General features: G+C 47.2%; 18 protein-coding genes and 2 pseudogenes. 13 read left to right on the forward strand and 7 right to left on the reverse strand.

Translation table 11 applies throughout. From position 1 onward, the window contains the following. Both mutY and RIE73_RS01155 read right to left on the reverse strand, forming a co-directional pair. Positions 1-771 (reverse strand): A/G-specific adenine glycosylase (mutY, locus tag RIE73_RS01150; RefSeq protein WP_446399431.1); only part of this gene is annotated, 771 nt, incomplete at its 3' end. Positions 772-989: 218 nt separating this feature from the next. Continuing rightward, the gene (locus RIE73_RS01155) at positions 990-1,949 is read right to left on the reverse strand and encodes an RNA polymerase sigma factor, RpoD/SigA family (RefSeq protein ID WP_446399432.1); all 960 of its coding nucleotides are present in this window, start codon (positions 1,947-1,949) and stop codon (positions 990-992) included. A 346-nt stretch (positions 1,950-2,295) separates the two neighbouring features. Between RIE73_RS01155 and RIE73_RS01160 the strand changes: the two genes are divergently transcribed. The 5 genes and pseudogenes from RIE73_RS01160 to RIE73_RS01180 all read left to right on the forward strand — a co-directional run. After that, the gene (locus RIE73_RS01160) at positions 2,296-2,418 is read left to right on the forward strand and encodes a hypothetical protein (RefSeq protein ID WP_446399433.1); all 123 of its coding nucleotides are present in this window, start codon (positions 2,296-2,298) and stop codon (positions 2,416-2,418) included. 16 nt (positions 2,419-2,434) lie between these two features. Continuing rightward, entirely contained in the window at positions 2,435-3,073 is a 639-nt protein-coding gene (locus RIE73_RS01165; protein WP_446399465.1) for a histidine phosphatase family protein, read from the forward strand. Positions 3,074-3,085: 12 nt separating this feature from the next. Further along, positions 3,086-4,126, forward strand: coding sequence for a glucokinase (locus RIE73_RS01170; RefSeq protein WP_446399434.1), 1,041 nt, complete (start codon positions 3,086-3,088; stop codon positions 4,124-4,126). A 226-nt stretch (positions 4,127-4,352) separates the two neighbouring features. Continuing rightward, positions 4,353-4,907: an adenylyl-sulfate kinase gene (cysC, locus tag RIE73_RS01175; protein ID WP_446399435.1), complete on the forward strand. Its 555-nt coding sequence runs from the start codon at positions 4,353-4,355 to the stop codon at positions 4,905-4,907. A 257-nt stretch (positions 4,908-5,164) separates the two neighbouring features. Further along, positions 5,165-5,272, forward strand: a pseudogene (locus RIE73_RS01180) (DUF423 domain-containing protein); the annotation flags it as partial. Between the two features lie 68 nt (positions 5,273-5,340). Here the strand turns inward: RIE73_RS01180 and RIE73_RS01185 are convergent. Then, positions 5,341-5,850 carry a hypothetical protein gene (locus RIE73_RS01185; protein WP_446399436.1) on the reverse strand — a complete coding sequence of 170 codons (510 nt, stop codon included), beginning with the start codon at positions 5,848-5,850 and terminating at the stop codon, positions 5,341-5,343. Positions 5,851-6,441: 591 nt separating this feature from the next. Here RIE73_RS01185 and RIE73_RS01190 point away from each other — a divergent pair. Both RIE73_RS01190 and RIE73_RS01195 read left to right on the forward strand, forming a co-directional pair. Further along, positions 6,442-6,594 carry a hypothetical protein gene (locus RIE73_RS01190; protein WP_446399437.1) on the forward strand — a complete coding sequence of 51 codons (153 nt, stop codon included), beginning with the start codon at positions 6,442-6,444 and terminating at the stop codon, positions 6,592-6,594. Positions 6,595-6,645: 51 nt separating this feature from the next. Beyond that, entirely contained in the window at positions 6,646-8,526 is a 1,881-nt protein-coding gene (locus RIE73_RS01195; RefSeq protein ID WP_446399438.1) for a glycoside hydrolase family 10 protein, read from the forward strand. Positions 8,527-8,611: 85 nt separating this feature from the next. Here the strand turns inward: RIE73_RS01195 and RIE73_RS01200 are convergent, their stop codons facing one another. Continuing rightward, complete coding sequence (locus RIE73_RS01200) at positions 8,612-9,082, reverse strand: hypothetical protein (protein WP_446399439.1); 471 nt, start codon at positions 9,080-9,082, stop codon at positions 8,612-8,614. Between the two features lie 752 nt (positions 9,083-9,834). Here RIE73_RS01200 and RIE73_RS01205 point away from each other — a divergent pair. After that, positions 9,835-10,476 carry a DUF938 domain-containing protein gene (locus tag RIE73_RS01205; protein WP_446399440.1) on the forward strand — a complete coding sequence of 214 codons (642 nt, stop codon included), beginning with the start codon at positions 9,835-9,837 and terminating at the stop codon, positions 10,474-10,476. Here the strand turns inward: RIE73_RS01205 and RIE73_RS01210 are convergent. Next, positions 10,467-11,126 carry a hypothetical protein gene (locus RIE73_RS01210; RefSeq protein WP_446399441.1) on the reverse strand — a complete coding sequence of 220 codons (660 nt, stop codon included), beginning with the start codon at positions 11,124-11,126 and terminating at the stop codon, positions 10,467-10,469. The genes RIE73_RS01205 and RIE73_RS01210 overlap by 10 nt on opposite strands. Positions 11,127-11,432: 306 nt before the next feature. On the opposite strand from RIE73_RS01210, the gene clpP reads away from it, so the two are divergent. Next, a complete protein-coding gene (gene clpP, locus RIE73_RS01215) occupies positions 11,433-12,041 on the forward strand; it encodes an ATP-dependent Clp endopeptidase proteolytic subunit ClpP (RefSeq protein WP_446399466.1) in 609 nt (202 codons plus the stop codon). Positions 12,042-12,158: 117 nt separating this feature from the next. On the opposite strand, the gene RIE73_RS01220 is transcribed toward clpP, so the two are convergent. Then, the gene (locus RIE73_RS01220) at positions 12,159-13,127 is read right to left on the reverse strand and encodes a hypothetical protein (RefSeq protein WP_446399442.1); all 969 of its coding nucleotides are present in this window, start codon (positions 13,125-13,127) and stop codon (positions 12,159-12,161) included. A 655-nt stretch (positions 13,128-13,782) separates the two neighbouring features. On the opposite strand from RIE73_RS01220, the pseudogene RIE73_RS01225 reads away from it, so the two are divergent. From RIE73_RS01225 to RIE73_RS01235, 3 genes and pseudogenes are all read left to right on the forward strand, one after another. Further along, a pseudogene (locus tag RIE73_RS01225) lies at positions 13,783-14,007 on the forward strand (zinc ribbon domain-containing protein); the annotation flags it as partial. Between the two features lie 420 nt (positions 14,008-14,427). Continuing rightward, positions 14,428-16,704 carry a ribonuclease R family protein gene (locus tag RIE73_RS01230; protein ID WP_446399443.1) on the forward strand — a complete coding sequence of 759 codons (2,277 nt, stop codon included), beginning with the start codon at positions 14,428-14,430 and terminating at the stop codon, positions 16,702-16,704. Between the two features lie 90 nt (positions 16,705-16,794). Further along, a complete protein-coding gene (locus RIE73_RS01235; RefSeq protein WP_446399444.1) occupies positions 16,795-19,566 on the forward strand; it encodes a cation-translocating P-type ATPase in 2,772 nt (923 codons plus the stop codon). Between the two features lie 212 nt (positions 19,567-19,778). Here the strand turns inward: RIE73_RS01235 and RIE73_RS01240 are convergent, their stop codons facing one another. Then, positions 19,779-20,528: a ZIP family metal transporter gene (locus tag RIE73_RS01240; RefSeq protein ID WP_446399445.1), complete on the reverse strand. Its 750-nt coding sequence runs from the start codon at positions 20,526-20,528 to the stop codon at positions 19,779-19,781. Between the two features lie 461 nt (positions 20,529-20,989). Between RIE73_RS01240 and RIE73_RS01245 the strand changes: the two genes are divergently transcribed. Next, positions 20,990-21,289, forward strand: a complete 300-nt coding sequence (locus tag RIE73_RS01245) for a PDZ domain-containing protein (RefSeq protein ID WP_446399467.1) — start codon at positions 20,990-20,992, stop codon at positions 21,287-21,289.

Consider the following 21,289-nt stretch of genomic DNA (forward strand, 5'->3'; position numbering starts at 1 on the left):
TTGTCCTTGGTCATTCCAAATCACGGCAACACCAATGATTTTGTGAGGTAAGGGAGTAGAAGCTTCACGCATGGGTAACTTAGATGCAATACCTAGATTGTACGCCTGACAGTGACTTTGCCAAGGACAATGGGAACAATCGGGGTTTTTAGGAGTACAGAGAGTCGCCCCTAAATCCATTAACGCCTGATTGAACGTGCCAGGATGTTCGGGATCAAGTAATGTTTCCGAAAGTTGCCAAAGCTGTTTCGTCGCTTTAGCAGGGGGTACAGGTAAAGCCACCAATCGTGCCAGAATTCGCTTCACATTCCCATCCAGAATTGGCACAGGTTGATTAAAGGCGGCGCTGAGAATTCCACCAGCAGTGGTTCGACCAATTCCGGGTAATGCTAAAACTTCACTCAGTTGATTAGGAAAAATTCCCCCATAGTTTTCCATGATTTGTTGAGCGGCTTTGTGGAGATTTCTAGCTCTACTGTAGTATCCTAATCCTTGCCAAGCTAGAAGCACCTGTTGTAAATCTGCTGTCGCTAGTGCCTCGATGGTGGGAAATGCAGCCAACCAACGGTGATAATAAGGGATCACCGTTTTCACCTGAGTTTGCTGCAACATAACTTCTGAGATCCAGATCCGATAGGGATCACTGATACCTCGCCAAGGCAAGTCTCGACCCGCTTTGGCGTACCAGTTTAAGAGGCTTTGTCGCTGATTTTCTACAGATGAAATCGGCAGACTCGTGAATGAACCTGCCGATTTTCGATTTCGTCCCAATGGTGGTATTTCCGATTTGATGATGTTTGTATTCAGTTATCTATATTGTCCTCAAGCCTAACCAATGACAAATGACATAAGACCAATGACGCTTAAAATCCCAATCATTCTATCTTGATGAGAGAACTAAATTCTCTGTGTAATCAGTGTCAATAAGCTCTCACCTCCCTACCCCTATCTTCCTAATAAATCCGTGAAATCAGTGTTTTGACAAATGACTAACTCACCGCAATATATTCCCGCATATCGGCTTGACGCTTGCGAAGCTTAGACAGCGCTTCCCGTTCAATTTGACGAACTCGTTCCCGGCTGATTTTGAGTTGATCGCCAATCTTGGCGAGTGTCATGGGTTGACCATCGACTAGACCAAAGCGTAGCATTAATACCTCACGTTGCTGCTCGCTCAAATCCGCCATTAGCTTCTCCAGATCTACTTGCATGGCTGAATAGGTGGCAAAATCTTCTGGCGAAGGTCCGCTGTCTTCCAGCAGTTCCCCGAGTTCCGTATCTTGATTATCGCCGACTCGTAGATCTAATGACAGAGGTTGACGGGCTTTCTCCAGGTAGTCCCGCACTTGTTTTGGGGTGAGGTCTAATTCTGTCGCCAATTCCGAAATAGTGGCGGCACGCCCTAGCTTCTGGGAGAGTTGGCGCTGGGCTTTTTTGATTTTGTTCAGCTTTTCGGTAATGTGGATGGGTAAGCGAATCGTTCGTCCTTTTTCCGCGATCGCCCGGGTAATCGCTTGGCGAATCCACCAGTAGGCGTAGGTGGAAAAACGATACCCTTTGGTCGGGTCAAATTTTTCTACACCCCGTTGCATGCCAATCGTACCTTCCTGAATTAAGTCCAGCAGATCTACATTACGCTTGATATATTTCTTGGCGACGGAAACCACTAGACGTAAATTGGCTTCCACCATTTTGCGCTTAGCGGTTTGACCCGCCTGAATACAGGCTTGTAGTTCAGCTTCCGATAGGGACGAGGCTTTTGCCCACTCACACAGCGTTGGTTCGTAACCTAGTTCTTCAAACAGCGATTCTTTGGTTTGCTCTAAGGCATTTAAACGCTGGACTTGTTTTCCATATAATATCTCTTGCTCGTGGGTCAACAGGGGTACACGACCAATTTCTTGGAGGTAAGTCCGGACAAGATCTGTAGAGGTCTGAGCAGTTTTCATAGCGATCGCTATAGTATGAGTGGAGTTCAAGTAAATCGGCTCCTGTTCAGGAGGGTTCACCTCAGGTTGGGGTGAACGCTTCTCTATGAGAGAGATGTTAATTTTTATTTCAATAGGGGGAATAGATTGATTAGAAAACTCGAAATATGTATGACTGGGTGAGTCAAAGCCCCCATCCATAACCCAGATTTAGAATTGGCTATCTATCCGATTTGTTTTTTCCTGTGCTTATTTCATCGGTTATGTCTGACATGAGCTAACACTTCGTTAAATATTGTAACATATCTTAACCAAAAGCCGTCCATCTAGAGCAGGGGAAGCGGGGAGAGCAATGTAGAGACGTAGCATGCTACGTCTGGAAGCGGGGGGAGCAGAGGAAGCAGGGGAAGCAGGGGCAGCAGGGGAAGTTAACTACAAAACTCTACCTTACCTATTGCCTATTGCCTATTGCCTGACGAATGACAAATGACGAAGGACATAAACGAATGACTCAAACCCTCTGGATTGCCCGACACGGAAATCGCCTCGACTTTGTTAACCCTGACTGGTTCAACACAGCCGCACATCCTTATGATCCCCCCTTATCGGACGATGGCGTCGTTCAAGCGCGGGAACTAGGTCAACGGTTACGCGGAAAGACGATTAAGCACATTTTTGCCTCACCGTTTTTGCGAACAGTACAAACCGCCAACCAAATTGCTCAGATTCTGGACTTACCCATTAAGATAGAGGCGGGTTTGAGTGAATGGCTGAATCCGGAATGGATGAGAACAGAGCCAGAACGACTGTCTGTTGAGGAATTACAACAGCGTTTTCCCTCTATTGATTCGGGTTATACCTCCCGCGTCATCCCTCAGTATCCAGAAACAAATGAGAAAGTGCTAGAACGCACCGCTCAAACAGCACATCTGCTGACCAAAGAATTCGCAGAGGATATCTTATTAGTGGGTCATGGTGCCTCAGTTGTCGGTGCAACCTGGGGATTAATTCCAGGTCAACCCGAAGTGAACGCGGCGTTATGCTGTTTAGTCAAACTCGTGCGTCATGAGGAAAAATGGGTGATGGAACTCAATGGGGATACTTCCCACCTCAGTCAAACTGAAGACGTGATTCGATTTCATTAAAGTTAAAATTCTATGACATTAATCCTAGCAGGAGATATCGGCGGGACGAAAACGATTTTGCGACTGGTGGAAAATTCAGAGTCGGAATCGTTATCGGTTCTCCATGAAGCCCGTTATCCTAGCCGTGATTTCCCTGACTTAGTACCGATCGTCCAAACGTTTCTATCAGAAGCGGGACAAAAGTTACAGCGGAAACTGACCATCGCCAAAGCCTGTTTTGCGATCGCAGGTCCGGTGGTCAACGATACCTCTAACTTGACCAATTTAGCGTGGGTGTTGGACGCTAGACGCTTAGAGGAAGAACTCGCGATCGCTAAAACCACGTTACTTAATGATTTTGCAGCGGTTGGCTACGGGATTCTCGGTTTAGAGGCGGATGATTTATGTACCCTGCAACAGGTTAATCCTCAATCGGATGCGCCAATTGCTGTAATTGGTGCAGGTACAGGGTTAGGACAAGGATTTCTGATTCAGAACCAGGACAGGTATCAGGTTTTTGCTTCTGAAGGCGGACATGCGGATTTTGCCCCCCGCACTGAACTGGAGTTCCAACTTTTAGAATATTTACGCGAGAAGTACGATATTCAGCGCATTTCCGCCGAACGAGTCGTGTCTGGTCAAGGAATTGTCGCCGTTTACCAATTTCTGCGCGATCGGCAATTTGCCCATGAATCCCCAGATATCGCCCAAGTCGTCAGAACCTGGGAACGGGAAATGGGACGCAGTGAGAAAAGCGTTGATCCGGCGGCGGAGATTTCTCAAGCAGCACTGCAAAAGAGTGACTATCTCAGTGAACAGACCTTAAAAATGTTTGTGGAAGCTTACGGTGCTGAAGCTGGGAATCTGGCGCTCAAACTCTTACCCTACGGGGGGTTATATATTGCTGGCGGGATTGCGGCTAAGATTTTGCCCTTGATGCAGGATGGTACTTTTTTGCGAACGTTTACGGAAAAAGGTCGGGTCAGTCCCCTGCTGGAAAAGGTTCCGGTTCATATTGTGATCAACTCCCAGGTTGGGCTAATTGGTGCAGCAATATGCGCCTCGCGATTGTAAGTTGCTCAAAACGTTTTCGGTTGGGGAGCATGTCACCTTTGTCGGTTGGGTTCTTGAAACAATAGAGTTAAACTATTGTCAACTCCTTGACTCAGGTTAAAATCTAAGTCTGATCATCAAACAAGCTGTTATTCCAGAAAACAGCCGTTTGACGATTAGTGTTTCACCTGAGAAAACAGGATAAATTGTACTTACAGTAGGCTTTAGGATAGCGACAGAAATAATCATGAATCAGCGCGGTGTAACGATATGGTTTACAGGTTTAAGTGGTGCGGGTAAAACCACGATTACCCAAGCATTAGCCAAAACCTTGCAAGAGAAGGAGTGTAAGCTAGAAGTCTTAGACGGTGACATCGTTCGTCAGAATCTCACCAAAGGCTTGGGTTTTAGCAAAGAAGACCGCGACGAAAACATCCGTCGCATCGGTTTTGTCTCTCACCTACTGACCCGCAATGGTGTAATCGTTTTGGTATCGGCTATCTCGCCCTACCGGGCAATTCGAGAAGAGGTACGCCAAAAAGTTGGTGATTTTCTAGAAGTTTATGTTAATGCTCCCTTGGCAACCTGTGAAGAACGAGATGTCAAGGGATTATATAAACGCGCCCGTGCTGGAGAAATTCTCGGCTTTACCGGAATTGACGATCCTTACGAACCGCCACTCAACCCCGAAGTGGAATGCCGCACTGATCTCGAAGAGTTATCGGAGAGTGTCACCAAAGTGCTACAAAAACTGGAAGAATTAGGTTATTTACCCAAGCAGCTTGCAACTGAAGGCGCTTAGAGACTGCCGCGTCAGTCCAGTAATTCTAGTCAGCCCTCTCAATGGGCTAACGATCAACAGTTAAACCGTGGGGAAGAGGGAGAGTTTTGTGTAGGGGCGGGTTTCACTATTATCGTTTTTTCCCTCATCCCAAGGTAACTAAACCCGCCCCGACCGAATAGTATGTTACGTCTGCAATTCCCTTTTTTTCTTGTCTCCCTGTACAGCCATATCCTGGCTCCCCCTTTCCTATGAAATTAACGATAACTCGGATTTTTTTAAGTTTAAGTGGCATTAAGTGGCTGGGTGCAATTACTCCATTGGGGGGAATCGCCTTTATTATAGGATGGGGATGTTTAGCGATCGCAGCGTGGAATTATAAATAATTAACTAGACTTTCCGAATTATCCTAATAGTTAGCCACCTTTTATCCTATCCCATCCTGAGCGTTTTGCTATTTCCCATGAGCGCAAGCCATCTTGTAAACGTGGTGAAACGCTCGATGACTACAACATTCCAATCGAATAGGATTCGCTGCCCAACTTTTAAAATCAGGGGCTAATCGAATCATCTTTTGCAAAATTCGATCATCAATCCACAAAACCAGTGGAAAAGGGAACTGTTTGCGAAACTCCTCACGCACCAGATTAGTCGCACTCAAGACTTGATCAACAGCCACCACCGAATCAAGACCAAAGACGACTACGGCTGGTGGTGGTGGTTCATCTAAGGATGTGAGAATTGCCGTAAACAAAGTATCTACCGAGGGACGCAACATCACACCTTGAATAGGAAGTGAAGAGAGTTCTTGTAGCTGGTTCAATACGGATAGCGGTTGGGGTGAAAACTTGCAGCACACCAAAATCAGGGCAAAGTGACCTTGGGACATCATGATCGCTCTGGCAAGCTTTCTCAGGGATTGTCCGTTATTGGGGTTGAAAGCTTGTGCTTCTATATTAGTCATAGGAAGATGCTGACCGTTTGTCCTAATTTGAATGCTTGGATTTTATCTGAGTTTTTCGCTGGCATTATTTGTACTTTTAAATAAAAAAATAATCCCACTTCCTAATTTCTAATACATCTGGATGAAGGAGTATAAACCGATAAAGGACAACAAGGAATGGGTTCCCCAATCCGTTCAATTGTAATAAAACTTAAAACTTCTATCCAGTTCAGATTCCCTGGGCTAGGGTGGAAGTCTCTGGTGTCGCATGGTAGGCTGACTCGCTCAATCTCCCCTGACGCTCGCTGTATACCCTATCCTCTTCTGTCTTATCGCACAGAACCGTTCTACTCATCTAACGCCCAGTTTTGTTAACCTAGCCGATGGAGATGGGTGAAGCCGTTTAGGTCTGTTGATCCTAAAAGCGCCTGGGGGCGATCATCAGCATAAGGGGAAGATCGACTAAGATTCCTGACCTAAAGACAGTATTACTCACAGAATACACTTTAAATGTGAAATTTTTGGGTAAGTCTTGGCAGAACCCCATCCTGATGATGTTACAAAAATTAAACTATCTGCCAACTTCTAATGGTGTTGACCAACAATACAGAAATGTTTGTAGCAACAAATACAAAAATCTTCCGATTAACCTTCCGAATCAGTCAGAGTCTCAAAACTCAACCCGATGCCCTCATTCGTGATCCGACAGCTAACGGCGACAAGTCGCTTTGGCAACCTTTGCCCAACTCAGTCAGTCATTCCTGATCAGTAAGGAGTGCAGCCTGTCAATCGCGATATCTCTCGACTTGCTACTTTATGAAAAAATTTGTCAAAACGTTATTTACAGCCTTTGCCGATGGGCTAGTGGGATTTAGCCGTGCTTTTGGGCATCAGGCTTGGTTAATGGTTCTGTTTATGTTTGGTTTGGGTTTCGCCTTAGGGCTGCCCACCCTAGCTCATGCTCAAACGCGGCTGAACGATATCCAAGGAAATTGGGCGCAACCCTGTATTGAGCAGTTAGCACAGCAGCAGATTATTCGCGGTTATCCCGATGGTCGTTTTCAACCGGATGCGCCTGTCACTAGGGCTGAATTTGCCGCCATGCTAGGTAAAGCCTTTCCGGATGCGCCAGAGATACGCACGGGCGGAAAATTTGCCGATGTGCCAACTCAACATTGGGCAAGTCAGGCGATTCGCCAAGCCTATCAAACTGGATTTTTAGCGGGTTATCCGGGTGGAATCTTTCAACCGAATCAACCGATCCCCCGTGTGCAAGCCTTAGTCTCTCTAGCGAGTGGGTTGAAGTATGTTCCCCAGCAACCTGCCGTTGCCACCTTACAATCAACCTTTGAGGATGCTACCACGATTCCCAATTATTCCCAAGGCGCGATCGCAGCCGCTGTAGAAAATAAGCTTGTGGTCAATTATCCCAACGTGCAAACCTTCAAGCCAAACCAAAACGCCAGTCGGGCTGAGATTGCCGCTTTTTTGTGTCAAGCGACTCAAACCGCTGAATTGATCCCCTCCCAGTATATTGCTAAAGACAATACTCAAGTCCCCAATTCGGCTGAAGCTGAGTTACGCGGGGTATGGCTGACGAATATTGATAGCCAAGTCTTATTTTCCACTCAAGGCATTACCGACGCCATTCAACGTCTAGACCAACTTAACTTCAATACTGTCTATCCCACCGTTTGGAATTGGGGCTATACCCTCTACCCCAGTCAAGTTGCCGAACGGGAAATTGGGCGTGCCGTGAGACTGGTGACTCCGTTAGATGAATCCCTTGATCCCAATCAGGGAACCCAAGGACGAGATATGCTCAAGGAAATCATCCAACACGCCCATCAAAAAGAGATGAGGGTGATTCCCTGGTTTGAATTTGGATTTATGGCACCAGCTGACTCAGAGTTAGCTCAACGTCACCCTGATTGGCTGACGCAAAATCGCCAAGGTGTGAAGATTAAACAACAAGGAAGTCACGATCGCGTTTGGCTCAATCCCTTTCACCCGGAAGTGCAGCAGTTTATCCAGGATTTAGTGGTTGAGTTAGTCAACAACTATGATATTGATGGGATTCAATTCGACGATCACTTCGGCTTGCCCTCTGACTTAGGTTATGATCCCTTGACAGTTAAGCTTTATCAACAAGAGCATCAAGGTCAATCCCCTCCCCGTGATCCCAAAGATCCAGAGTGGGTACGTTGGCGGGCAAACAAAATTACCGATTACTTAACCCAACTTTTCCGAGCGATTAAAGCGCAAAAGTCGGATGTGATTATCTCCCTGTCTCCCAATCCTCAAGATTTTTCCTATGAATTCTTTCTTGCTGATTGGTATACCTGGGAACGCCGGGGTTTAGTCGAAGAATTGATTGTCCAGATTTATCGCAATGACTTTGATCGGTTTATTGCAGAACTCGAACAGCCGGAAGTCCAGGCGGCGCGACGCCATATCCCTGTGGGGATCGGGATTTTAGTCGGATTAAAAAATAAGCCGATTTCGTTATCACAAATTCAACAGCAAGTTGAAGCTGTGCGTCAGCGAGGATTTGCTGGGGTGTCATTCTTTTTCTACGAAACCCTGTGGGACAACGCTCCAGAACCCTCACCCCAGCGTCAGGCGGCGTTTCAGGCACTCTTCCCTCTACCTGCGCGATCGCCGGAAATTTCAGCAGATTGGGACGTCTCTGATTAGTTTGAAGCGTCGGGTAGGGTTTGTCGAGGCAGGTAATGGGACTTTCAGCTTATAGCAGCTACCTTGGGCAGGGAAAGGATATTCTTTACTGTTCCCTGTTCCCTGTTGCCTGTTCCCTCGCCGGATCAACATTACTGCTTTCTAATTTGACGATGGAACCAGAAGCATCGGTGCGATAGATCCAACGGTGTTGTCCCTTGGCAACAGCCACTTGCCATCCAGATACAGGCATCGGCTGACAAGAAGCTTCTGCCTCCACCAATTCTAGACAATCATCAGACCAGGTATGGGGTTGCACCTCAACCAGGTTAAGTTTTGAGGAAGGCACTCGCGTATGCTCGGATGCATGTTGCAAAACAATATGACCAATCGCCGTAGATAGCTGAGGATTTACCTGAGGAGACTGATTCGTCATTTCTTTATTCTTGGGGGATAGATGACCCACACTAAAGGACAAAATCAGAGTAAAGGCAATGGCTTGGAGAATTAGACGGGGTTGGATAGTGGGGTTTTGAAAGGTTGATGTTTCCGAGTTAGTGGGTTTAATCGTTTTCATCGCAAATCTTACATAGGGGGGCTTAAGTTCAGATAGCGTACCAATCGGTAGATCACAGCACCCCAATGCCGAGTTGAGCCGGAATCTAGCCGTTTATTCCGGTTACAGCATGTTAAAATCGATTGCTATAAAATTTTTAATCAGGAAGAAGCAAAGATGTTGTTTGATTGGACGCTACCCAAAGGCAACATCTACAGAATCAAGTCAAACGTTGTTCTCTGCGCTTAACTCAATTCTGAGAGTTTTTCAGTCTAGTCACTCGGCTTAATGAAGAATTGGCTTTCCTACAACTTTAAACAGGGTTAGCTGCTAAAAGGGGTAACAGAAGAGTTGGTATATCGTTTTGAGCAAGGGGTTCTGTGGTTGAGCCAGTTAGTAGCAAGCTCTTTTTAGAAAGGCTTGGAGGTCATTCCTCAAGCCGACGCTGTACCGTTCGTATTGGTCAACGTTTGGTAGATGACTCTTGCTGTGTTTACCCTTAGCTGCTCTTTATATATATTATTTTAACTGATAAAACCATAAATTTCTAGCCGCCAAAGACCCAGATGCTTATAAACTAACTGTTATAGAGACTACATTCGCGATCGCCCCCATCGAATGTCCCCGGCAACCTCGGGCTGGCTCCCAAAACACTTCTATACCATGATCTCGGTTCTACCTTACTGATGCGTACTTCTGGGCTGCTGATCAACACAGATGAGGAACTGGGAAAGTGATAGAAATGAGGCAAGTCTAATCAATAAGCATAAATTATGAGTATAACGAATGATGCACGGCAATATGCACCTGCCACTCAACGCAACCGCGAACCGATTCTGGAAATTCTACGTCGGGTACTGCCCGCAAAAGGTACAGTTTTAGAAGTCGCCAGTGGCACTGGAGAACATGCTGTTTTCTTTGCCCCACGTCTAAAGCCGCGTCAATGGTTACCCTCTGATCCCAATCCTCAGATGCGTGCCAGCATTGCCGCATGGTCTACCTATGAACCTACGGATAATCTTTACCCACCCCTAGCTATCGATGTGCGGACACCGAGTTGGTCTGTCGAGAAGGAGTCGTCTGTTGATGGGGACACCTCACCCTTGAATGCGATAGTCAGCATTAATCTGATTCACATTGCCCCCTGGTCAGCTTGCTGGGGACTGATAGCTGGGGCAAGTCGTTTGCTTCCTGCCGGGGGCATTCTCTATTTATATGGACCATTCAAGCGCAATGGACAGCATACTGCTGCCAGTAATGCTGCCTTTGATGCCTCATTGCAGGCGTCTAACCCAGACTGGGGTGTGCGTGACCTTGAGGATGTTGTGGCAATCGCCCAAGATCACCATCTCGTCTTGGATCAAATCTATCCCATGCCTGCGAACAATCTTTCCGTCGTCTTTCATCATTCTTGAGCAGTTTGTGTGGCTTTTGCCAAAAGATTGCTACGAATACATCCGCTATGCCAAGTCCAGTTCGGTTGAGAGTCCAAGGGATTGTATTGCGCCCAAATCTTGCCACTGTGGGTTTGATAAAAGTCTACAATTTCTGCTGTTGCCTCACCTCCCCAAGGCGCTTTTACCGTAATTGAGTCGCCTTTGTGAAACAGTTCACCAGCCTCATTTGTCGCTTCTGTAACCGGAGGGGGTAATGGTTTCTTTTCAACGGATTTGGCGGGGATAGGTTTGGGTTTAATGACTAGATAGGGTTTCTTCTCTTTAGCTGGGGCAGAAGGTTGAGTTGACTCATCCGGTTTATTCTCTCTAGCTGGAGGACGGGCTAGGGCAGAAGGTTGAGTTGACTCATCGGGTTCCTTTTCTTCTGCTGTGGGAGGATTAGCTGGAGCAGAATCCGAGGTTGACTCGGTTGTTTCTTCTGTAGCTGGAGGACGGGCTGGCTGAGAACTCTGGGTTGACTCCTCAGTAGCAGGAGGATTAACCTCACTGTTCTGGGGTGATTCCTCAACTGTTTCCCTGGATTCGGATTTCTCTGTGGTTTCAGCAACATTCGACCTCAGAGATTCGTTGTTGGTTTTTTTGCGGCTGGATTTTTTTTTGCGAGCCATAGCAGTCTGGTAGTTGTCAGCTTATTAGAACCTGAATTTTTCTGTTGGGGGTGGGGGTATTACCCCTCATCTCATTCTGAACGAGTTGGGTTAGTGTATATATCTGGGGTGCATCTACATTTACCCTATAATACTCAGAGCTTCAGGAAATTCCATACATTGATCCTCTTGCCCTCCAATCGAGACAGTGGGTAAAATCCGTGCGACACGTAAGCCATTTGGCAATCCGCGTCTTCACGAAGTAAGGCGCGGTTCATGAATCGCTACAATCTAAAAGAATATCAGCTTAAGATTAGCGTAATTGGCATGATTCCTACAGTTATCGAACAATCGGGTCGCGGTGAACGCGCTTTTGACATCTACTCTCGTCTGCTGCGAGAACGCATCGTTTTTCTAGGACAACAGGTTGACTCAGATTTAGCTAACTTAATTGTGGCTCAACTCTTGTTCCTAGAAGCCGATGACCCCGAAAAAGACATTTATCTCTACATCAACTCCCCAGGCGGTTCCGTAACCGCAGGAATGGGGATTTACGATACCATGAATCAAATCCGTCCCGATGTCTGCACCATCTGTGTGGGTTTGGCGGCAAGTATGGGTGCGTTTCTCCTGAGTGCTGGAGAAAAGGGTAAACGGATGAGCTTACCCCATTCCAGAATTATGATTCACCAGCCTTTAGGCGGCGCTCAAGGACAGGCGAGTGATATTGAAATTCAGGCAAAAGAAATTCTGTATCACAAACAACGCCTCAACCAGCTTTTGGCTGAACATACCGATCAACCCCTGGATCGAATTGCTGAAGATACAGAACGGGACTTCTTTATGTCAGCCGAGGAAGCTAAGGAGTACCGCTTAATTGATCAGGTGATTAATCGGCGTCCTTCCGCCACCCGGACTCCCGTGACGGTGGGTTAGCCAATTTAATGGCAAGAGTGAAACCCGTCCCTACACATCGGTCTGGGCGGGTTTTGCACCAACGTGATCATCAACAGCAAGACGAAAACTAAACCCGCCCCTGTAAACTCAATCTGATTATTCGGGTGTCGGTTCTAATTCGAGATGATGCAAGAAGTCGAGTAACTCTTCATCGGTTAACAACTGACGCGATCGCTTACCATAAGTTTCAACTAGGTAATCTCGTCCCTGTTGAGTCGTCCACCCCAGCCGTTTCATTTCCACACTGGTTCGGGCAATAATATCGGACATGTCAGTGGGTGTTTCGGATTTGGGTTGACTCTGGATATCGGCTTCAGCTTCCTGTGGTGTAGGTGTATGAGATGGAGGGGGTGTTGAGTCTGGCTCTAACGAAGACGGAGTTACGTCCACTGGGGTAGGTGTCTGTTCCTGAAACAGAGGCGTCTGTGAGGCTGATACGTCCTCGGTTATGGACAGCGACTCAACCGTCTCTGGAAACGTTACTGTCGGTTCAGGGGTTGGGGTGGGTTTTTTCTCCGTTGGGGAAGGTGGCTCAACCGTCTCTGGAAACGTTACTGTCGGTTCAGAGGTTGGGGTGGGTTTTTTCTCCGTTGGGGAAGGTGGTTCAACCGTCTCTGGGAGGGGTTCTGTCGGTTCGGGGGGTGAAGTGGGTTGTGCTGATATCGGCTGAGTCTCTAGGGGACGAGGACTGGAAGTGTCTTTAACCTCCGGTGTTGATGCTAAACGTTTTGCGGCAAAAGCGGGAGCGGAGTTGGGACTCGACTGAGGAGATGAGGAAATTTCCGGTTCCGCCGCCACTGGCGTTTGGGTGTGGCGATGAGGTGGAGATGTTTCGGTGTCTGTTGCATTCTCCCGATCAACCCCTAATACGGTTATCGCTCGTTGTCTGGCTTGGTCTTCTGCTAATTCCACCGTTTGAGCCGCCGCTAGACCCGTTGATCGGGTGACACCATCAATTTCCACGCTGACGCGCACAATATATTGACCATGATCGATCGCTAAAAGATCACTGATCAGGCTCCCTTGAGGATAAGAAACTCGAAATTTATTCAATGTAGGATTCATAAAACTGACTTAACGCGGTACATGGACAGGGTACATTTTGGACAGTTGGCATAGACAGCGACAGTCGTATTAGTACGATGAGAGCCTGTCTGCACAAACATGTAACATAATGTTACATAGACCCGAAGCACAGTCCTGGGGCTTGGGAAACTCCCTAGGACAAGAAGGGGTAAGTGCAAGCTACCCTTTAATCAACGGCGATTTAGTACAAATTTACCAATTCTTGGCGTCTGTTGCACTTCGGCATACCAACAGACATTTAACGCCACAAATGCATAACTTTTGACAGTTGACTTCCAAGGTAGGGACACGAGAATCTACAATAATGACATACTGTCCCAGTTGAGTGTAACTCACCTACTCCGGCAAGGAAGCCCCCATTGTAATCTGTGATTCAACGCGGGGAGGAATTGCCAGTCTGTTAAAGTTTGAATTATACTCATTTTCGTGAGTTTTGGATAAACGTGAAGCAAGTATTGACAATAGTTGTAAGACTTCAACCCACCGAAGAGCAACAAAGGCTGCTCATGGAAACGGCGGGAAGTTTTGCTGCCGCTTGTAACGCGATAAATGCCACAGTTAACCCAAAGCTAACGAATCGAAATTCAATCCAGGCAGTTTGTTACCACGACATCAAAGCCCAATGGGGGCTGACATCGAGTACAAAGGAATAAAGGAAGGGATTGAGATGATCGCCATACCGCCAGCCTATACCAGCCAGACCTGTCATTGTTGCTTGCATATTGGACAGAGAACTAACAAGCAGTTTAAATGCACAAACTTGGTGTGTGGATGGCTAGGGGATGCGGACTTTAATGGAGCAAAAATGATTGAGTTATGGGGCTGTGCAGTAAACCAGCCTGGAGGCAATTATCCGTAACAGGTCGTGGGTTAATAGGTGTCCGTCAACCTGAAACTGGATAGCTCAAACACTATCCGCTTGATCGCGATCGCGTCAGCAAAAGACGGTTTGATTCTGACAGATCCCATTCTGTCAGGAACCTCTCGGCTTACAGCCGTGGGCTTGAAAAAGCCCATACCTGACGAGCCTAAGACCTACATGGTCTACGTTATGCCCAAGAGTTAAAGTTCCTACCTTGGGGTGTGTGCCAGCCCTGAGCTGCTAGAACTTCAGCATTAAACAGGTGTACAGGGTTAAGCCAGTGTGCTGGAGAAAGTACCGAGGCATAACATTGGCAAGGCAAACGTTACCCCAGTTAAATGGGAGCGCCCTTCACGTCAGCGTATTGCCACTAGGCAAATTCAAGTAAACGCCGGATCAAAGAAAAAGGATTGTTGGATGGAATTTTCAATCGCTACATTACTCTCCAATTTGACCGAGGACAAGTCAGTCGCCCCCAAAGTTTTAGAGAAGAAACTCGGGTGTCATGACTCTGAAAGTCTGCAAAAACTCCAGATTGCTCTGGATGTGCTGGAGAAAGTGGGCATTTTAGTCAAAGAACGGGGTCGGTATCGACGCATCTATGAAGAGGATGTGGTCGAAGCCAAACTGCGCTGTTCGAGTAAGGGATTTTGCTTTGCGATTCAAGATGTTGAAGGTGCTGATGATATTTACATTCAAAAGAATCATCTGAGTACCGCCTGGAATGGCGATCGCGTTTTGGTGAAAGTGACCAAAGAAGGAAGTCGTCGCCGTTCTCCAGAAGGACAGGTACGGTTGATTCTCGAACGAGTGAATCCCTCGGTACTAGCACGAGTCAGACAGGCGGAAGATGGCAGTTATCATGCGGTTCCCCTGGATGATCGTCTGCTATTTGAACTGGATTTACGACCCAATAGTGCCCCTCTGGAGAACGCGGTAGATCATCTGGTTCATGTGCAAGTTCTGCGCTATCCCCTGGGACAAAACCCCCCTCAAGGTAAAGTGGCTCGCGTCCTAGGGAGTGATGCCGAAGACGCCGCCGATACGGATATCGTCTGTTGTAAACACGATCTCCGCCGCCAGTTTCCTGACGCCATAGTGCAAGCCGTCGAAGCCTTACCCGACTCCCTCCGCAAAACCGACTTAAAAAAGCGCCTGGATTTGCGACAGCGGCTGACGATGACGATTGAAGACCAATCAAACTCCCCAGATAGCGCCATTGTTGAAAATGCCTTAACCCTGGAAAAAACCAAAACCGGAAATTGGCAGGTAGGCATTCATATCGCCGACGTCGCTCATTGGATACCCCTCGATTCACCCCTGGATAGAGAGGCACGCAAGCGAGGAACGGCTGTTTATTTAGGTGATACGGTTCTGCCTCTGTTCCCGGAAAAACTTTTATCTCAGGTGTCTCTGGTTCCCGGTGAAGATCGCTTAACCCAGTCCGTGCTGCTAACGTTAACCGAATCTGGACAACTGGTAGAATTTGAAATTCAACCCAGTGTCATCCAAGTGGATCACCAACTCAGTTATGAACAGGCACAAGCGTTGTTGGGCGGACATGAAGAAAGCGAACCCGAACTCGCACCGATTGTAGACAAACTCAAGCAACTCTTCTTCAGCTTATCTCCAGCACTCAGAGCCGTGCGACAGCAACGAGGCGCCTTTGAATTGAATGGAACACTGCCCAAAGAAGCCATTGCCCGACCCCTTCCCCACAGTAAAGATGAAGGGCGGCACGGGGCGATCATGGTTTCGGGTTCGATGCCGTTGCGATCGCTCTTAGCAGAACTGATGATCCTGGCAAATCAAGTGGTGGCGTCCCATTTACACGCTTTATCCTTGCCAGGGATTTATTGTGTTCATCCAACTCCCGATTTAGAACGACTGGAAGATTTACTCAAGTTAGCCAGCAATTTGGGACTGGATGTCGAGCAATCCTTGGAGGAGGATGTCACGTCCCAAGATTATCAGCGCTTGACCCAACTCTTGGCGAAATCAACGGCGGCTAAAGTTCTGAATCACTTACTTGAGGGAACCTTAAAACCGATCGCCTATGGTTCTAAGCCTGGATTACACTTTGGTTTAGCCTTGGATACCAGCTATAGCCACGCCGTCTCCCCCGTGTGGCGCTATGGGGATTTATTTGTTCAACGGGTTTTAGAGTACACCTTTAGCGAAGGACGCGATCGCCGTACCACTCGGTCGAAAGATCGGGTCAATCTCCACCATAGTAGCGCCCATGGCAATATTAACTGGAATGTTTTACCCCCTGACACTCAACAGGAGTTAGAAAGTCAATTAAGCACCTTGATTCCCCATCTCAATGACCGGGAAAAACTCACTGAAGATGCGGAGATTGATTTAGAGGGCTTGAAAAAAGCCGAACAGATGAAAGAACGCACGGGTCATGTCTTCAGTGGTTTGATTACAGGCGTGCAATCCTATGGCTTCTTTGTGGAAATTGAAGATTTGTTAGTGGAAGGATTGGTTCACGTCAGTTCCCTAAAAGATGACTGGTACGAATATCGCTCTCGCCATGCTTGTTTAGTCGGTCGCAAAAACCGCACAGCGTATCGATTGGGCGATCATGTCGAAGTTCAAGTCAAGAGCGTGGATTATTACCGTCAGCAAATTGACTTGGTAACCGTTAGTGGCGGTAGTGTGGCAAGTAATGAAGATTTAGAGGATTAAATCTTTAGTCATTGGTCATTGGCTATTTTTGAACCGGACAAAAGACAAAGGACTAATGACAAAGGACAACGGACAAAGGACGAATGACCAATGACTACCTGGTATACTCTTAATCTTGTCGATGTTCTCAAACAGCTTAATACCGATGCCGCCATCGGGTTAAGTCACAACGAGGCTCGTCAACGTCAGGACATCTACGGACTCAATGAGTTAAACGATCGCCCCCTGGAAAGTCCCTGGAAAATTCTCTGGGAGCAGTTTACGGCAACCGTGGTGGTGGTGTTGATTGTGGCGGCGGTGGTTTCGGCGGTGTTAGGTGAATATAAGGATGCGATCGCGATTTTTGCGATTGTGGTGTTTAATGCCATCCTCGGTTTTCGCCAAGAATACCAAGCTGAACAGTCAATCGCGGCGCTGAAAAAGCTGGCGGTTCCTACGGTGAAAGTGCGTCGCGATGGCATCCTGGAACAACTGTCCGCTCGTGAACTGGTACCAGGGGACATCGTTATCCTAGAATCTGGAAACTTAGTCCCGGCTGACTGTCGGTTGCTCGAAAGTACCAACCTCCGCACCTCAGAAGCCTCCCTCACCGGGGAATCTGAACCCATCGATAAATTTGCCCAACGGATTGCCACGGCGAATCTGCCTCTGGCAGAACGACAGAACATGGCGTATATGGGTACAGTTATTAGTTATGGGCGGGCATTAGCCGTCGTCACCGAAACAGGCATGAAGACGGAACTGGGGCAGATTGCCAAAGCGATTCAGGGGATAGAACGGGATGCTACCCCCCTCCAGCAACGGTTAGATCAACTGGGATGGGTATTAGCGATCGCGATTTTAATTCTAGTTCTGGTTATCTTTGGGTTGGGGCTACTCCAAGGCGAATCGGTGCGCTTAATGTTCCTCATGGCAGTTAGTTTAGCGGTAGCGGCGATTCCTGAAGGATTACCCGCCGTCGTCACTATTGCTTTGGCATTGGGCGCTCAACGGATGCTGAAACAGAAAGCCCTGATTCGGAAATTACCCGCTGTAGAAACCTTGGGTTCAGTCACCACGATTTGTTCAGACAAAACCGGTACCCTCACCCAAAATCGAATGACCGTGACTCGTCTGGACATGATTGGGCAGCAAATTGAGTTAACCATGCCAGAACTCGATGCGTTAATGATGCCCTCGGAAAAGGATGAACAGTCGCAACTGTTAAAAGAAGAACCCACAGCCGCCTTACTACTCACGGCGGCGACGCTGTGTAATGATGCGATCGTGGAGTTCCATCTGGAGCGAGCCAACCCAATCCAGGTTCTCGGAGATCCCACAGAAACCGCTCTGATTGTCGCCGCCACCCGTTTTGGTTTATGGAAAACGGATATAGATCATGGGTTTGAGCGAATCACCGAGGTTCCCTTTGACGCGGAACGCAAGCGGATGACTACAGTTCACGAACTCCCCACCACCGCCGATAAACGTCCAGAGGAATTAAGTTGGCTTCAGCCTTGGGAATTACGGTTTAATCATACGCCTTATATTGCCTTTACCAAAGGTGCGGTTGATAGTCTCTTAGAGATTTCCAGCCAGGTTTGGCTCGATGATCAGATTACTCGATTAGATAATAGCTGGTATGAGCAAATTTCTCATGCCAACAACCAACTGGCTGAAAATGGCATCCGTGTCCTGGGTATCGCCGTTCGTCCTGTAGACTCTCACCTCCTCGCCACACTTCCCCTAGAACGAGACGAGGATATTCTCGAAAAAGACCTGATTTTCATCGGTATGATTAGCATGATTGATCCGCCCCGTTCGGAAGTTAAACAGGCAGTTTTGACCTGTCAGAAAGCGGGAATTCGTCCAATCATGATTACTGGTGATCATCCCCTAACCGCTCGCCATATTGCCTCGGACGTAGGTATTTCTACCAATGGTTTAATGCTAACAGGTCAGGATATGGCAAAACTATCCGCCTCAGAGTTAACCGAAAAAGTTGATCAGGTGTCTATTTATGCCAGAGTTTCACCCCAGAACAAATTAGAAATTGTCCAAGCGCTGCAAAATCGGGGACAGGTTGTGGCAATGACAGGGGATGGTGTCAACGATGCACCTGCTTTGAAAAAAGCTGAGATTGGCGTAGCCATGGGGTTAACGGGTACAGATGTGGCGAAAGAAGCCGCCGATATGGTGCTGTTGGATGATAACTTTGCCACGATTGTAGCAGCGACTCAAGAAGGACGAGTGATTTACGATAATGTCCGTAAGTTTATTAAATATACATTAACCGGGAATTGTGGTGAACTGTGGGTAATTATCTTAGCGCCATTTTTAGGAATGCCTTTACCGCTGCTTCCCTTACAAATTCTCTGGATTAATTTATTGGCTGATGGATTGTTAGCATTGGCATTAGGCGTCGAACCAGCGGAGCCGAATGTCATGTCCCGTCCACCTCATAATCCGCAAGAGAGTATCTTTAGTCGGGGGGTTGGTCGAGATATTGTTTGGATTGGGTTACTGCTGGGACTGGTTTTATTAGTCGTTGATTATCACTATTGGTTTACGGGTCAAGCGGCTTGGCAAACGATGGTATTTAGTATATTGACATTTTCCCGCATCGGTTTGGCTCAAAGCATGCGATCGGAGCGAGAATCCATATTTCGTTTAAATTTACTTTCAAATAAGCCCTTGTTAGGCGCGGTTATTTTAACCTTTTTATTACAACTGGCGGTGGTATATGTCCCCTTCTTACAGGATATTTTTACTACCACAGGGTTGTCACTGTATGATTTAGGCATCAGTCTCGCCATGAGTACGATTGTGATTTGGGCAATGGAGTTGGATAAAGGGCTACGGCGATACAAAAAAGCTAAGTAGGGTCTGCTGAATAAGTATTGGGGAGATGGGGTGAGAGGGCGAGGGGGTGAGAGGGTGAGGGCTGAGGGGGTGACAAGGGACTTGAAGGTACTACTGGGTGTAGGGTGTAGGGTGTAGGGTGTAGGGAAAAATTGAACTTTAAAAAGGGAGTCACCGAAAACTCTGACGAAGGACAAAGGACAAAGGATCAATGACCAATGACCAATGACCAATTAAACCAACGTATGAATCAGCATCATCAGCAAAAACCCCGACGCAATAATAATTCCTGTTTCCTGGCGACGCCCCCCTTCTAACCCTTCTGGAATTAACTCAGTAAATACCAGAAAACCCATCGCTCCCGCCGCAAATGCTAAAGCATAAGGCAATAGCTGCTGGAATAACGACACCGCGAGTAAAGCTGGAATAGCTGCGATCGGTTGAGGTAAACTGGAAAAAATTGCCCAAAGAATACAACGGGAAACAGGCACACCTTCAGCCCGCAAAGGCAGAGCAACCGCTACGCCTTCGGGGATATTTTGGATGCCAATTGCCAGGGCTAACAAAAGACCTAATTGTGAGGAAGTTTTACCCGCACCATATCCCACACCCACCGCTACACCTTCAGGGAAACTATGAATAAACAACGTTCCCAGAATTAAAAGCACTCGCCGTGCGGAAGCTCCCCGGATTTCTCCAATTTTCGGTTCGCGATCGCCTAGCCAGGATTCGCTGATAATAAAAAAGATAGTACCAACAACTAACCCAATGACCCCCTGTATATAACCGCCGCGTTGAATTGCCGGAAAAATCAGGTCAAAAACCGATGCAGCAAGCATAACCCCACTGGCAAAAGCATAACCGCGTTCAGACCAACGTGAGGATAGATTAGGAAAAAAGAAAAAGGGTACAGCACCCAAACCTGTCGCCAGCATGGTGAGAGTAGCAGCAAATAGGGTAATTAGGAGGAGTTGGATATCCATCAGTTATGGGTCATTAGTCATTTATCCATTGTTATGTATAATTTGATGAATATCCGCTACATTAGTTACCTATGCTGGGTAATCCGTAAATCGTAGGGGCGCACCGACGTGCGCCCGATTCAAACCGACGTGCGCCCGATTCAATCATAAAATCTCTCCCACAATTTTAAACCAAATTGGGCGAATGGAATTCGCAGCTACACAAACAAAGTCCGCCTTCGCGGACTGAAAACTTGTACTTCATCGGAAACCAAGATAAGCCGGTTTTATTTAATTAATCAGTCAGAAATTAATTCTCAAGTAGCCGCGATTTCAATCGCCCTGAACGGGGTTAGCTCTAATCTAGACTATAGAACTCTTTAGACAGATGACAAATACGGCGGTGAACCGCTAAATCTTAAACAAGAACTATACGACTCATTTGCACCATAAGGAGAATAAAGCAGCATGAAATCAAAATCCTGCGATCGCCATCCCAATCGTTTGAGCCAGAAGCAACCGGAAAAGCGAACAGCCGCTCTTTAGACGACGGCATCCTGATTGTTCGGGTTGTACCGAATTCTCCGGCTGATGAAGCGGGATTACAAGCGGGTGATGTTATCCAAGAAATTGACAATCAATCCGTGACCGAGGCGGAAACCGTTCAGCAGTTAGTTGAAGCCAATGGTGTTGATAATCCTTTACTCTTAGAAGTACAACGGAATGGTGAAACCTTGGAATTAACAGTACGACCTGAACCTCTACCCCCTGGAGATGAATAA

Source organism: Coleofasciculus sp. C1-SOL-03, assembly GCF_040220555.1.
GTDB lineage: Bacteria > Cyanobacteriota > Cyanobacteriia > Cyanobacteriales > Coleofasciculaceae > Coleofasciculus.